Source organism: Pseudomonas sp. E1MeOHC2, assembly GCF_058745025.1.
This window is the reverse complement of sequence record NZ_CP196675.1, coordinates 4,097,769-4,111,606: the sequence shown is the minus strand read 5'-3', so window position 1 is coordinate 4,111,606 and position 13,838 is coordinate 4,097,769. Positions and strand designations below refer to the sequence as shown.

At 63.0% G+C, this 13,838-nt stretch carries 11 protein-coding genes, 1 tRNA gene and 2 pseudogenes; 5 read left to right on the top strand and 9 right to left on the bottom strand.

Translation table 11 applies throughout. The annotated features are described in order from the left end of the window. Nucleotides 1-298 precede the first annotated feature (298 nt). Nucleotides 299-1,546 (top strand): glycosyltransferase family 4 protein, encoded by a 1,248-nt coding sequence (locus ACSSU5_RS18630; RefSeq protein ID WP_264309545.1) that lies wholly within the window; start codon nucleotides 299-301, stop codon nucleotides 1,544-1,546. On the opposite strand, the gene ACSSU5_RS18625 is transcribed toward ACSSU5_RS18630, so the two are convergent. Continuing rightward, on the bottom strand, nucleotides 1,535-2,722 hold the full coding sequence (locus tag ACSSU5_RS18625; protein WP_492561338.1) for a molybdopterin molybdotransferase MoeA: 1,188 nt from the start codon (nucleotides 2,720-2,722) through the stop codon (nucleotides 1,535-1,537). The two genes, ACSSU5_RS18630 and ACSSU5_RS18625, sit on opposite strands and share 12 nt — an antisense overlap. Nucleotides 2,723-2,744: 22 nt before the next feature. Next, the gene (gene moaB, locus ACSSU5_RS18620; protein ID WP_264309546.1) at nucleotides 2,745-3,284 is read right to left on the bottom strand and encodes a molybdenum cofactor biosynthesis protein B; all 540 of its coding nucleotides are present in this window, start codon (nucleotides 3,282-3,284) and stop codon (nucleotides 2,745-2,747) included. A 188-nt stretch (nucleotides 3,285-3,472) separates the two neighbouring features. On the opposite strand from moaB, the gene ACSSU5_RS18615 reads away from it, so the two are divergent. Then, complete coding sequence (locus tag ACSSU5_RS18615; protein WP_027596642.1) at nucleotides 3,473-3,694, top strand: YgdI/YgdR family lipoprotein; 222 nt, start codon at nucleotides 3,473-3,475, stop codon at nucleotides 3,692-3,694. Between the two features lie 81 nt (nucleotides 3,695-3,775). Next, a tRNA-Pro gene (locus tag ACSSU5_RS18610) sits at nucleotides 3,776-3,852 on the top strand. A 58-nt stretch (nucleotides 3,853-3,910) separates the two neighbouring features. Here ACSSU5_RS18610 and mqo read toward each other — a convergent pair. The 4 genes and pseudogenes from mqo to ACSSU5_RS18590 all read right to left on the bottom strand — a co-directional run bounded on the left by mqo (nucleotide 3,911) and on the right by ACSSU5_RS18590 (nucleotide 9,330). Next, nucleotides 3,911-5,479, bottom strand: a complete 1,569-nt coding sequence (gene mqo / locus ACSSU5_RS18605) for a malate dehydrogenase (quinone) (RefSeq protein WP_492559470.1) — start codon at nucleotides 5,477-5,479, stop codon at nucleotides 3,911-3,913. A gap of 276 nt (nucleotides 5,480-5,755) precedes the next feature. Then, nucleotides 5,756-6,469, bottom strand: coding sequence for a methyl-accepting chemotaxis protein (locus ACSSU5_RS18600; RefSeq protein ID WP_492561337.1), 714 nt, complete (start codon nucleotides 6,467-6,469; stop codon nucleotides 5,756-5,758). A gap of 171 nt (nucleotides 6,470-6,640) precedes the next feature. After that, nucleotides 6,641-6,799 (bottom strand): annotated as a pseudogene (locus ACSSU5_RS18595) (HAMP domain-containing protein); the annotation flags it as partial. Nucleotides 6,800-7,566: 767 nt separating this feature from the next. Beyond that, complete coding sequence (locus ACSSU5_RS18590; RefSeq protein ID WP_492559469.1) at nucleotides 7,567-9,330, bottom strand: ABC transporter transmembrane domain-containing protein; 1,764 nt, start codon at nucleotides 9,328-9,330, stop codon at nucleotides 7,567-7,569. Between the two features lie 211 nt (nucleotides 9,331-9,541). Here ACSSU5_RS18590 and ACSSU5_RS18585 point away from each other — a divergent pair, with 211 nt between their 5' ends. Then, entirely contained in the window at nucleotides 9,542-9,718 is a 177-nt protein-coding gene (locus ACSSU5_RS18585) for a PA1571 family protein (RefSeq protein ID WP_264309550.1), read from the top strand. A 289-nt stretch (nucleotides 9,719-10,007) separates the two neighbouring features. Further along, nucleotides 10,008-10,942 (top strand): annotated as a pseudogene (locus ACSSU5_RS18580) (IS110 family transposase). A gap of 178 nt (nucleotides 10,943-11,120) precedes the next feature. Here ACSSU5_RS18580 and pdxB read toward each other — a convergent pair. The 3 genes from pdxB to rlmM form a co-directional block, all read right to left on the bottom strand. Beyond that, nucleotides 11,121-12,263, bottom strand: a complete 1,143-nt coding sequence (gene pdxB, locus ACSSU5_RS18575) for a 4-phosphoerythronate dehydrogenase PdxB (protein ID WP_264309551.1) — start codon at nucleotides 12,261-12,263, stop codon at nucleotides 11,121-11,123. 60 nt (nucleotides 12,264-12,323) lie between these two features. Then, nucleotides 12,324-12,566: a sulfurtransferase TusA gene (gene tusA / locus ACSSU5_RS18570; protein ID WP_016500764.1), complete on the bottom strand. Its 243-nt coding sequence runs from the start codon at nucleotides 12,564-12,566 to the stop codon at nucleotides 12,324-12,326. Between the two features lie 74 nt (nucleotides 12,567-12,640). Beyond that, complete coding sequence (rlmM, locus tag ACSSU5_RS18565; RefSeq protein ID WP_492559468.1) at nucleotides 12,641-13,705, bottom strand: 23S rRNA (cytidine(2498)-2'-O)-methyltransferase RlmM; 1,065 nt, start codon at nucleotides 13,703-13,705, stop codon at nucleotides 12,641-12,643. Nucleotides 13,706-13,838 lie beyond the last annotated feature (133 nt).

The following is a 13,838-nucleotide window of genomic DNA, read 5'->3' as shown; positions in this document are numbered from 1 at the left end:
CGCGCCTCTCCTTGAAAAATGGCTAACCCAGATCTCGACCGCCAACACGCGCCAATCGTTGCATGACCATCGCAATAATGGTGGGATTCCTCCCATTTACCACACAGTCGCCAATGCCCGGCTATGCTCAGCAGATGCACCGTTGACAAGTATTTGACCCAGGCGCTGAAATTTAGCCTGCGAGTCAGCATATTGACTCGAATTACCGATAGCCATGGACGCGCCCCGGCAGCAGTGATCGGCTGACTGCCGATGGGCGCGTCTTTTCATCCGCAATCTGTAGCGAGGATTCCGGGACATGCGCATTCTCTGGACACTGCCCTACCTACCCTGGCCGACCACCAGCGGCAGCAAGACCCGGCAATATCACCTGATGCGCGCACTCGCCCAACGAGGCCACCGGATTACCCTGCTGGTGCAATCGAAGATCCCCTTGAGCGATACTGCCCGCGAAGCCCTCGAACCCCTGGTCGAACGCCTGATCGTACTGCCCAGGCGCGCGCTGCACAGCCCGCTCAACCTGCTGGCCTCACCGATCATCGACTACCCCATGCGAGCCATCATCAATGGCTTGGCGCCCTGTCTGAGACACCGCTTCGAGCAATTGCTGGACGAGCCCTGGGACGTCATCCAGATCGAGCACAGTTACAGCTTCCAACCTTTCGAGAAGGCTCTGCAGGCGCGCGGCCTGCCCTTCATGCTCAGCGAGCACACCCTCGAATCGGTCATGGGCGGCGCCTGCCATGACCGCCTACCCCTTTGGCTGCGTCCGCTCAACGCGTTCGATCGCTGGCGCTACCGGCGCTGGGAACACCGGGTACTGCGCCAACCCACTGAACTGGTGGCGGTCAGCAGCCACGACGCCGAGCTCATCGCCCAGGTCAGCGGGCGCCCGGTGAACGTGGTAGTCAGTGGCGTGGATTGCGACTTCTATCAGCAGGTGCAACCCTCGCTGCACAGCCAGCGCCTGCTGTTTGTCGGCAATTTCGAGTACGGCTCAAACCTTGAGGCCATCGAATGGGCGCTGGAAGAGATCATGCCGCAGGTGTGGATGAGCAACCCTGCGGTGCGCCTGGCCATTGCCGGCCACGCCCTGCCCGCCAGCTGGAAGCTGCACTGGAACGACCCACGCATCGAGTGGATCGGCTACCGCCCTGACCTGCGCGAGGTGCAGCGGCGCTCGGCACTGTTCTTCGCCCCGCTGCGGTATAGCGGGGGCCCCAAGGTGAAGCTGCTTGAAGCGATGGCCGCCGGGCTGCCGGTCATCACCACCAGCAAGGGTGTTTCAGGGCTGGCCGTGAACAACGGCGAGCACTACCTGGGCAGTGACGATGGCGACCAGTTGGCGCTACTGATCACCCAACTGCTCAACCAACCCTGGCGCATGGCCCAGTTGAGCGAGGCCGGGCGGCAATTCGCCCGTCAGCGCCACGACTGGAACATCGCCGCCCAGCAACTGGAAAACGTGCACATGCGCCTCAACCAGGCACAGCCCGCCGAGGCTACTCAATTGGCGGGCGGCTGGTTCGGTCGGTCAGCCAAGTAGCTCGCTGAACGGGATGAACGGCACGCTGTCGCCCTGCTTCGGCGTGCTGCCTTCGCGCACCTCCACCAACCCTTCGGCCCAGGCTGCACTGCGCAGTACACCCGAGCTCTGGTTCTTGTAGATGCGCACCTGGCCCTGCTCGATCCGCGCACGCAGGTACTCGCGCCGCTTACCTGCCTTGGGCCAGTCGAAGCCTGCCGGCATGTCGAAGCGCAGCGGCGTGACATCAGCCACGCCCTGGCGCCGCAACAGGTATGGCCGGGTCAGCAGACCGAACGTGACCAACGTGGAGGCTGGGTTGCCCGGCAGGCCGATCACCGGCACACCGCAAAAATGCCCGAAGGTCAGCGGCTTGCCCGGCTTGATCGCCAACTTCCACAAGGCCAGTTCGCCGGCTTCGCGCAGGGCGGCCCCGAGGTAATCGGCCTCGCCGACGGAGACGCCGCCGGTGGACAGGATCAGGTCGACATCGCCCAGCGCCGCCAAGCATTCGCGGGTGCGCGCCAGGTCATCGGGCAAAATCCCCGCATCCCGAACTTCGCACCCCAAGCGCTGCAACCAGCTGACCAGCAAGCGGCGGTTGCTGTTGTAGATCTGCCCTGGCCCCAAAGGCAGGCCAGGCTCGATCAGTTCGTCACCGGTAGACAGCACCGCCACACGCACCTTGCGCACCACGTCCAGGCGAGCCTGACCGAGGGTCGCGGCCAAACCCAGCTCGATCGGCCCCAGGCGTGTGCCGGCGCTCATCACCTGCTCGCCCTGACGCGTTTCCTGGCCTTGCGGACGAATGTTCTGATCGACCTTGAGCGGCTCACGGAAACGCACCCGGCCGTCGTCCAACACGTCGGCGTTCTCCTGCATTTCAACGCAGTCGGCGCCAGCCGGCACCGGCGCGCCGGTGAAGATGCGTGCGCACGTACCCGGCTGCAGCGGCTGCGGCGCATGGCCGGCAAAGATCCGCTGGCTGACCGGCAAGGGCTCACCGTGCCAGTCCGCCAGGCGCAGGGCATAACCGTCCATGGCGCTGTTCGGCCAGGGCGGCAGGTCGAGCGAAGCCACCAGGTCGCTGGCCAGCACGCGCCCGTCAGCTTCGGCCAGCGGTACATGCTCGGTTTCCCGGATCGGTGCGGCCTCTGCCAGCGCAAGCAACCGCTGCAGTGCGTCTTCCACCGGCATCAGTGGCCGGGCCTGGTTAGCCTCAGCCACGGCTTTCACAGGCCGCTGCCTGCTTCAGGTGGGGCACGAAATTGCACGGACGATGGCGGGCATCGAGCTGCTCGGCGAGGATGCCGTCCCAGCCGGTGCGCACCGCATTGGTCGAGCCCGGCAGGCAGCAAACCAGGGTGCCATTGGCCAGGCCCGCGAGGGCCCGCGACTGTACGGTGGAGGTGCCGATGTCGGCCACGGAGATCTGGCGGAACAGCTCACCGAAACCATCCACCTGCTTGTCCAGCAGGCAGGCCACGGCCTCGGGCGTGCTGTCCCGCCCGGTGAAACCGGTGCCGCCGGTAATCAGCACGACCTGCACCTCATCGTCTGCGATCCAGGTAGCGACCTGGGCGCGAATCTTGTACAGGTCGTCCTTGAGCAAAACCCGCGCCGCCAGGTGGTGACCGGCCGCCGTCAGGCGATCGACGAACAGCTGGCCGGAGGTATCGTTGTCGAGGGTACGCGTGTCGCTGACCGTGAGCACGGCGATGTTCAGCGGTACGAAGGGGGTATCTGCCTTGGCTTTCATGGGTGTCCGTCACAAGAAGATGGGATGGCGCATTTATAACACAGCACACCCCCGCCACAGCGGCGCGCCCCTGCGCCCTTGCCCTTGGTCAATACTTAGGTTTTGCCGCTATGCTGCACTGGAAAGGAACTTGCGTGGACGCCCTGCGTCTTAAAAGTCATCTAGCACCATCGCACTGGAGAAACACGATGATTCAACGGACCCTTCCCGCTTTTCTGCTTGCCTTGGGCCTGGGCGCCCTCGCCGGCTGCGCATCGCCAACCGTCATTACCCTGAACGATGGCCGCGAGATCCAGGCAGTGGACACTCCCTCGTTTGACGAGGACTCCGGTTTCTACGAGTTCGAACAACTCGATGGCAAGCGTACGCGCCTGAACAAAGACCAGATCCGTACCGTCAAAGAGCTGTGATCTGGCTACCCTTTTTGGCAAACGCCCTTTTAACAACAAGGGCTTGCGTGCAAAAAAGGGATGCAGTAGGATTTCGTTCATCGGAGTGTAGCGCAGCCAGGTAGCGCGTCTCGTTCGGGACGAGAAGGCCGCAGGTTCGAATCCTGTCTCTCCGACCAAATCCTGCTCAAAAAGCCCGCCTTGCGCGGGCTTTTTGTTGTCCGCCTGAAAGGCTATTTACTGCTCAGCCTGCACCGGCACATACAGCAGTTGCAGACGCTCGCTGCTCCACGCCCGGGTCTGGTTGGTCAGCTCAAGGTTGTTGTTCAGCTTCTGCCCATAGCTGGGCACGATCTGCTTGAGTTTGGCCTGCCATTCAGGTGTCTTGAGGCGGTCCTTGAAGGTCTTCTCCAGCACCGTCAGCATGATCGGCGCGGCAGTCGAGGCGCCCGGGGAAGCACCCAGCAGCGCGGCGATACTGCCGTCCTGGGCGGCCACCACTTCGGTGCCGAACTGCAGCACACCACCCAGCACCGGGTCCTTCTTGATCACTTGCACGCGCTGGCCAGCCTGCAGCAGCTTCCAGTCTTCGTTCTTGGCGTTGGGGAAGTACTCGCGCAGGGCATTCATGCGGTCATCGAAGCTGAGCATCAATTGCCCCATCAGGTAGGTGCTCAGGTCGATGTTGTCGATGCCGGCGTTCACCATCGGCAGCACGTTGTGGCTGTTCAGCGAGGCGAACATATCCAGCAGCGAGCCCTGCTTGAGGTACTTGGTGGAGAAGGTGGCGAAGGGGCCGAACAGCAGCACTTGCTTGCCGTCGATCATCCGCGTGTCTAGGTGCGGGACCGACATCGGCGGTGCGCCGACCGAAGCCTTGCCATACAGCTTGGCCTGATGGCGCGCGACCACATCCGGGTTGTCGGTCATCAGGAACTGGCCACCCACCGGGAACCCAGCATAGCCTTCAGCTTCCGGGATAGCCGACTTCTGCAACAGCTTGAGCGCGCCACCACCGGCCCCAATGAAGACGAACCGGGCGTTGACCGCCACCTCGTTGCCGCCCTTGGCCAGGTCAGCCACCACCACACGCCAGGTGCCATCATCGTTGCGCACGATGTCACGCACTTCATGGCTGAGGTTCAGGGTGACGTTGGGGTTGCGGGTCATCGAGGCGAACAGCTGACGGGTGATCTCGCCAAAGTTCACGTCGGTGCCGATCGCCATGCGCGTGGCGGCGATCTTCTGCCCAGGGTCGCGGCCTTCCATCACCAGCGGTGCCCATTGGCGGATCTGCTCGTGGTCTTCGCTGATCTGCATGCCACGGAACAGCGAACTGTGCTGCAGGGCATCGACGCGCTTGTGTAGGAAGGCGATGTTGTCGTCACCCCACACAAAGCTCATGTGCGGCACGTTGTTGATGAACGATTTCGGGTTGCTCAGCACGCCCTGCTCGACCTGGTAGGCCCAGAACTGCTTGGAGATCTCGAATTGCTCGTTGACCCCCACCGCCTTGCTGATGTCGATGCTGCCATCCTTGCCAACACTGGTGTAGTTCAGCTCGCAGAACGCGGAGTGACCGGTGCCGGCGTTGTTCCAGGCATTGGAGCTTTCTTCGGCAACCTGGTCCAGGCGCTCATAGATGTCGACCTTCCAGTTCGGCTCCAGCTCGGTGAGGTAGGTGCCCAGGCTGGCACTCATGATGCCACCCCCAATCAGCAGGACGTCGACGGTCTTTTCCGGCTCCGTGGGTTTGGAGCAGCCGATGACGCTCAGGCAAAGGAGCGCCAGCAGGATTTTTTTCATTAGCTCAATCCAATTGATGTGAAGGATTGGCAGTCGTTGCCCCCGGCATGCACGCCCGGATGTTGTTGTGGTTTGGAGGGGTATTTCGCTGGATCGGGGCACGATCGCCTCGGGCATAGGCCCGGACGCGCTTAAGCAGGGAGTGTGCCAACTGAACTTAGACCAATGTCTAAGGGGTGAGACAGTGGGTCGCATGGCGACAATCCGCCACAGTTGAGCCAAGTTCACCCCGTTTATGGCGGATTTCCCCTTGGGGGAGCGGCCCTGACCAACAGGTCAGGCCGTCAACCGCGAAGTCACCTCCCCTAACTGCCCCGACAACCCGTGCAAGCGCTGCCCGGCCTGTTCGGTCTGCTGCACCGCCTCCTGGTTGGTGGTGGCGATGCGGGTGATTTCGATCAGATTACGCGAGATGTCCTCGGCCACGCTGGTCTGCTCTTCAGCCGCCGTCGCGATCTGCCGGTTCATGTCGCGGATCGCCTCCACCGCCGAGGTGATGCGTTGCAGCATCTGCCCCGCTTGCTGAACCTGCTCGGCCCCCTCCTCGCTGCGCTGCTGCCCGCTTTCGATGGCCTTCACCGCCTCTACCGCCCCCGACTGCACCGCCTCGATGATCTGGTGGATTTCGGCGATCGAAGCGGCGGTGCGCTGGGCCAGGCTGCGCACCTCGTCAGCGACCACCGCAAAGCCACGCCCGGCCTCGCCCGCGCGGGCCGCCTCGATGGCTGCATTGAGCGCCAGCAGGTTGGTCTGCTCGGCAATGCCGCGAATCACTTCGAGCACCTTGCCAATGCGCGTACTGTCATGCTCCAGGTAGCGTATCACTGCTGCCGTGCCGGCGATCTCACGGTTGACCACGCCAATGATGTCAATGGTCTGCTGCATCACTTGCTCGCCAGCCTGGGCGCTGTGGTCGGCATCGTCGGCAGCGCGGGCGGCGTCGGCGGCGTGGCGGGCCACTTCCTGGGCGGTGGCGGACATCTCATGCATGGCTGTGGCCACCTGGTCGGTGCGCTGGAACTGGTCCTGCGTGCCCTGGGCCATGTCTGCGGCGATGCTGCGCAACTGGCCACTGGCGCCTTCCAACTCCTGGGCGTTGTCCTTGAGCCGGCCGACCGTCTCGGCAAGAAAGTCACGCAAGGTATTGGCCGCACGCGCCAAGCGCCCCAGTTCATCTTCGCGGCGGCTGTCCACGCGGGCGGCGAAGCGGCCTTGGCTCAACTGCGCGACATACTCGATCAACTGGCGGATCGGTTCGATCAGGCTGCGATTGACCAGCCACAGGCTGAACAGGCCAACCAGCAGCGCCGAGGCCAGCATGACCAGCAAGCCCAGCCACACGGTACGCTCGGCGTTGGCACTGATGCTCGCGGCACGCGCGCGGGCATCGGCACGCAGCTGTTCGACCAGCTCGCTCATCTGCTCGCTGGCAGCACGGTCCACGCCCTTGACCGCCAGGTCGCCCGCAACCGGGTCGCCACCTGCAGCGATAAACGCCTGACGCCCTTGCGCATAGGCCTGGCCCAGCTGCCGATGGCTGTCACGCAGCTGTTGCAAGGGGGCTTTGAGCCGGGCATCACTGTTGTCGATCAGTTGCCCCAGCAACTGCTGGACCTGCTGCTCGCGGGCCTGAAACTGCTGCCAGTATTTGTCCAACTCGGCGGGCTGGCGACCGCGCAGCAGCACGTTCTTCCATTCCTGCACCTGGATCTTGAACTGTAAGTTGGCTTCATCGATCAATTGCGAAGCCCGCAGCGGCCCATCGACCAACTCGGCATAGCCGCGCACGCTGGACGACAGAAACTGAAAACACACCAGCGCGATCAGCAGCATCGCTGCCAGGCTGCCGCCGAGCAGGGAGAGAATTTGCACTCTGAGGGACTTACGCAACATCGCGGCTCTCAACACCAGAAGGAAGGGAACGGCGCGCGTCTGCGGCGCCGGGCAAGACATTCCATGTCCTCGTAGGCTGGCTCGCAAAAAAAAGGCTGCCATCGTTCGATAGCAGCCAACTTGAGCACTTGCACAACAGTTGAAGCCAATAGTGTCAGGCAATTCCTACAGAAATGTTACAGAACCAAGACAGGCTAGCCTGTGGTGAACTGCAACGAGGCCAACCTGGCGTACAGTGGGCTTTCCTCGATCAGTTGGCGATGCGTTCCGACTGCCACCACGCGCCCCTTATCGATCACCGCGATGCGGTCGGCGTGCTGCACCGTGGCCAGGCGGTGGGCGATCACCAGGGTGGTGCGACCCGCCATCAAGCTGGGCAGCGCCTGCTGAATCAGGTGCTCGCTTTGCGCATCGAGGGCGCTGGTCGCCTCGTCCAGCAACAGGATCGGCGCATCGACCAGCAGCGCACGGGCAATCGCCAGCCGCTGCCGTTGCCCGCCAGACAGGCCAATGCCGCCCTCGCCCAGCGGCGTCTGGTAGCCCTGCGGCAGCTGCTGGATGAATTCGTCGGCATGGGCACCGCGCGCTGCCGCCTCGACCTCGGCCAGCGTCGCCTCTGGCCGGCCATAGCGAATGTTGGCCTCGACAGTGCCGCGAAACAGCGACGGGTTCTGCGCCACAATGGCGAACTGCCGGCGCAACTCGTCAGGGTCGAGTTCGCTGATGGCTTGGCCATCGAGCAGGATGGCGCCCTGCTGAGGATCGTAAAAACGCAGCAGCAGGTCGAACAGGGTCGACTTGCCTGCACCCGAGGGCCCGACCAGTGCCACGGTCTGCCCCGGCTCGATTGCCAGGCTCAGACCGTCGATGGCCGCAACCGAGGGCCGTGACGGGTAGGCAAAGTGCACCTGCTGCAATTCGATAAGCCCGGTTGCACGGCGCTGAGGCAGCGAGGCCGTTACGTCAGGCGCCAGGATCGCACTGCGCGCCGCCAACAGCTCGGCAATCCGCTCGGCCGCGCCCGCTGCACGCTGCAGCTCGCCAATCACCTCGCTGAGCGTGCCAAAGGCACTGCCCACGATCAGGCTGTAGAACACAAAGGCAGCCAATTCGCCTGCCGAGATACGCCCGGCGATCACATCCATGCCACCGACCCAGAGCATAATGCCCACCGCGCCGAGCACCAGTACGATAACCAGGGTGATCAGCCACGCGCGCTGGGCAATACGCTGCCTGGCCACAATAAAGGCCGCCTCGACAGTACCGGCGAACAGCTCGCGGTCGAGCGGCTGATGGTTATAGGCCTGGACGGTCTTAATCTGCCCCAGGGTCTCGGCCACATAGCTACCGACATCCGCCACCCGGTCCAGGCTCTGGCGCGACAGGCGGCGCACTCGCCGGCCAAACAGCAGGATTGGCGCCAACACCAGCGGCAAGGCGACGACCACGATGCTGGTGAGCTTGGGGTTGGTGATAAACAGCAGCACCACGCCCCCCACCACCATCAGCGCATTGCGCAGGAACATCGACAGCGAGGAGCCGATTACCGATTGCAGCAAGGTCGTGTCAGCGGTGAGCCGGGACTGGATCTCGGAACTACGGTTGTCCTCGAAGAACCCTGGGTGCAGCCCGATCAGGTGATCGAACACTGCACGGCGGATATCAGCCACGCAGCGTTCGCCGATCCACGACACCAGGTAAAAGCGGCTGAAAGTACCCACTGCCAGTGCGAGCACCAACAGCAGAAACAGGCCAATGGTCTGGTTGAGCTGGTGCGCGGAACGGGTCATGAAACCCTGGTCCACCAGCAGGCGGATGCCCTGCCCCATGGACAAGGTGATTGCAGCGGTGACCACCAGCGCCAGCAATGCAAAGAGCATTTGCCGGCGATAGGGGCGAACGAACTGCCAACCCAGGCGCAATGCGCGACGTTGGTCAGGGGAAACGGATTCGGGCATGGCGGCGACCAAAACGGCGAGGAAGCAGCAGACTACCACTCATCGGCGCGCGAGGAACGCCAGTGGGTGGCTATAGCCTTTCGATCTAACCGGCCTCTGGAGCTTTAACGTCGTTTCTGTTGGACTGTTTGTGCCGTGACGCCTGAGGTGCTGTCACTGGCCAGTCATCGCACAGGGTTACCCTGAGTTTGAACCTGATGAGGAGACCGCTATGAGTGTGCAGCATGGCAGCGATACCCCGAAGCTGCCCCAGAACAACCCGCAACCCCAGGCCTGCGGTTCGATCATCGACGCCCAAGGGCGCGAGGTTCCGATCACCGAACAGATGATCCAGAAAGCCTGCAAGGAACTGGAAGAAAGCCGGGTCGCAAAAGCCCGCAAGGGCTGATCGGCGAATTCATTGCAACCCGGCGCTTGCGCCGGGTTTTTATTGCCTGCGCCGGCCTCTTCGCGGGCAAGCCCGCTTGTGTCTTGGAGAGGGAATAGAATCTGAAGTGAGAGCGGTGAATGGCAAGCTGATAGCCCGAGGTGCCCAGAGCACGTGTGGGAGCAAAAGCTGCCATTCACCGTTCCACTTTGGCGAGAGCCCGAACAGTTGGATGAGGGGCGTAATCTCGAATCACAAGCGTGGGCCAAGCCAAAGCGCTCTCACTCCTTGAGTTTAAGAGGGTTTGGCCATGTCTTCCTCTGTCGGCATCGATGTTTCCAGTGCCACACTTGCTGTTCACATCCGCCCTGAGGGGGTGAACTTCAGTGTTTCCAATGACTTGAAGGGATTCCAACTGCTCGTCGAAAAGCTTGGCGGGTATGCAGTTTCAATGGTCTTGCTCGAAGCTACCGGTGGCTACGAGTGCAATGTCCTCAAAGCGCTGCGGGATGCCGATTTTCCGGTTTGCCGGATCAATCCCAGTCGTGCCCGGGACTTTGCCAAGTCGATGGGTAAACGCGCCAAGACCGATCCCATTGACGCAGCGGTTTTGGCTCACCTGGCTGAAGTTATGCCCCCACGGCCTTGCCAGGTGATGACACCCGAGCGGGCCTTGCTGCGCGAACTGCTTATGCAGCGGGATCGCTTCGTCCAACAGCGCGACGATGACAAGCGGCGCCTGAAGCAGGCGCGGGCTCCCAGTGTTTGTTTGCGGTTGGAACAACACATCGCCTATCTGAAGGGTGAAATTCGAGCGCTGGAACAAGAGATCGCACAGCAGGCAGCAGCTTTGCCTGATGACCGGGTTAAACAGCTCACTCAAGTCAAAGGAATTGGTCTGATTACTGCCGGAAAGCTGATGGCCTTGCTGCCAGAGCTGGGCCAGGTGGATAAGAAGGAAATTGCCGCCTTGGTCGGTGTTGCGCCGTTCAACCAGGACAGCGGCAAGCAGTCGGGCAAGCGTTCAATCTGGGGGGGCGCTCACAAGTCAGGCGGGCGCTCTATATGGCCTGCTGGGTGGTGATACGGCACAACAAGGACTTCTGCGAGCGCTACAAAGCACTGCGAGCCCAAGGGAAGTGCGCGAAAGTATCGGTGGTGGCGTGTATGCGAGTATTGATAGTGAGGCTAAATGCGATGCTCAAGACCGGAACGCCCTGGAAGGAGCAAATAGCTCATTCGTAGGAGCAAGCCTTGCTGGCGATGCCCGGCACAGCCGGGCCTGGGGCGCTACGCGCCCCATCGCCGGCAAGGCCAGCTTCCACAAGAAGACAGTTGCTCCCACAAGTACCTCACCAACTAGAAAGCAGCGGTAACCTGTGGGAGCGGGCTTGCCCCGCGAAGAGGCCGGCACAGGTATAGCTCAGACCAACACACCCCCCAACGCACTGACCAACTGCGCCAACTGCGGCGACTCGCCACGAATCCGCACCGCCAGCCCCTCGACCTCACGCCGAGGCGGATACTGCTTGCGCAATTGATCGAATGCCGCACGCTGCTCGGCCGGGTCGTCGCTCAAGCTGCGGCGAAAATCTGCATCGTCGCGGCGCGGGTCGTACACGGCGCGGCACAGCGTGGCCAAGGCCCAGGCCGGGTCGGTACTGGCATCGAGTTCGATCTGTGCCAAGGGCGGTTTGGGCAGCAGGTCGGCCAGGCGTACTTGCTCAGCCTCATCCAGGAAACGGCACAAGGCCTGATAGATCTGCGCCGTGCCACGCTGCCGGCCATCCAGGCTGTAGCCAGCGATGTGCGGCGAAGCCAATGTGCACAAGTCGGCCAGCTGCAGGTCCACCTGCGGCTCGCCTTCCCATACATCGAGCACGGCATGCACGTCTTCACGGTCCAGCAGTAGCTCGCGCAAGGCCGCGTTGTCCACCACCGGGCCGCGGCTGGCGTTGATCAGCCACGCGCCTGGGCGTAACCGCGCCAGTTGCGCCTGGCCCAACAGGTGCCAGGTAGGGTGCTCGCCGCTGCGCTGCAAGGGGGTGTGCAGGCTGATGACATCGCACTGCTCAAGCACCGTTTCGAGGCTGACGTAATCGCCGCCCTCGGCAGCCTGACGCAGCGGGTCACACACCAGCACCTTCCAGCCCAGGCCATGCAGCACACGCACCAGGCGGCCACCGACCTCCCCTGCGCCCACCACGCCATAGGTGCGCGTGGGCAGCGCCACACCGTCCAGCTCAGCCAGGGTCAGCAGGCTGCCCAACACATAGTCCACCACACCACGGGCATTGCAACCCGGCGCGCTGCTCCAGTGGATGCCAGCCTCGGCAAAATAGTCCAGGTCCAGGTGGTCAGTACCGATGGTGCACGTGCCGACAAAACGCACCCGGCTGCCTTCGAGCAGTTGGCGGTCGACCTTGGTCACCGAGCGCACCAGCAGCACGTCGGCGTCCTTGACACTGGCGGCATCGAGGCTTCGCCCCGGATAGCGGCGGATCTGGCCGAAACCTTCAAAGAAGGCATCGAGCAGCGGAATGTTCTCGTCGGCAACTATCAGCATGGCGCTCTCCTGTCAGGGGAACGCAGTGTAGGCGCTACGCGCGGCGTGTTCCAGAGCGGCTCAGTCGGCTTTCTTACGGATCCAGTACAGGAAGGTGCCCGCGTCCTCTTGCTGCTGCAGCAGTTCGTGGCCGAGGAAGTTGCAGAACTTGGGGATGTCGCGCCGGGTCGACGGGTCGGTGGCAATGACCTTGAGCAGGCCACCGGCCGCCAGGTCACGCACGTGCTGGTGCAACATCATCACAGGCTCCGGGCAGTTCAGGCCGGTGGCATCGAGGATGGCGTCGGGGGTGAAGTCAGTCATGGGTGGCTCCGAATATGATCGTCATTGTCGCGCATCGGGCGGCGCGGACCAAGGGCCACGCGCCGCGCCTGCACTCAACGCGGCTTCAGGTCGAGCCTGCGCAGATGGCAGGTCACTTCCTCACGGTCGTGATACAGCTGCTTGCAGGCGATCGAAACCCGGATCTTGCGCGCCTTGAACGTGGCTTCCATGCGGTCGAGCAGGCGCCGCACTTCGGCGTAACGCTGCTTCATCGGCAGCTTGAGGTTGACCACCGCCTCGCGGCACAGCCCTTCCCCCAGCCAGGTTTCGATCAACGAGGTGGTCCGTGCCGGCTTCTCGACGATGTCGCAGACCATCCAGTCCACCGGTTGCTTGGGCTGCCAGGTGAAACCATCCGCCATCAGGTGCTGGACCAGCCCGGTGTCCATCAGGCTCTCGGCCATCGGGCCGTTGTCGATGGCGGTGACCAGCATCCCCCGGCGCACCAGCTGGTAGGTCCAGCCGCCAGGCGAAGCGCCCAGGTCGACACCGGTCATGTCATCACCCAGGCGCTGTTCCCACTGCTCGCGGGGGATGAACTGATGCCACGCCTCTTCCAGCTTGAGGGTCGAGCGGCTGGGTGCTTCACGGGGGAATTTCAGGCGCGGGATGCCCATTGGCCACAATGCACTGTTGTTGGCCGCAGCCAGGCCGACAAATACCCGCCGGCCGGTGATGAAGCTCAGCAACAAGCGTGGACGGCTGGCGTCTTCGACCAGGCGCCCGGCCTTTTCCAGGGCCTTGCGCAGCGGCAGTTCGAACTTGCGGCAAAACGTCGACAGCTCCTTGCCCTCGTTGCTGTCGAGCACTTCCAGCCACAGGCTGCCGAACACGGGCAGGTCGGCCAGGTGTTCCAGCAACACGCTGATGCGATCGCTTTCCGGCAATTCGACATAACCGCCACGGGCCCACTGACGCGGGAAGATCAGCTCAGCGAAGCGCAGTTCCCCCATCAGTCGCTCGGCGCCGCTGGCCTCGGTACAGACAAACTCGGCGCTGGCGCTCTGCGGTTTGCCTTTGGCATAGCCGGCAACCCCCAGGCGGGCAGCATGTTCGCTGATCTCGGCGCAGACCTCGCCCTCGAAACCGGGCCGGCAATGCATGAACAGGGTACTCATCTCTCACTCCACTACGGCGGGCGCGCAACAGGCGCCGGCAGGGCGGCGATAATAAAGGAAGTTCGGAACCTGCGACACGCCCCGCCGGTCCAGAAAAGGGTCAGATAAGCCAAACCGGTCTAACCTGACCATT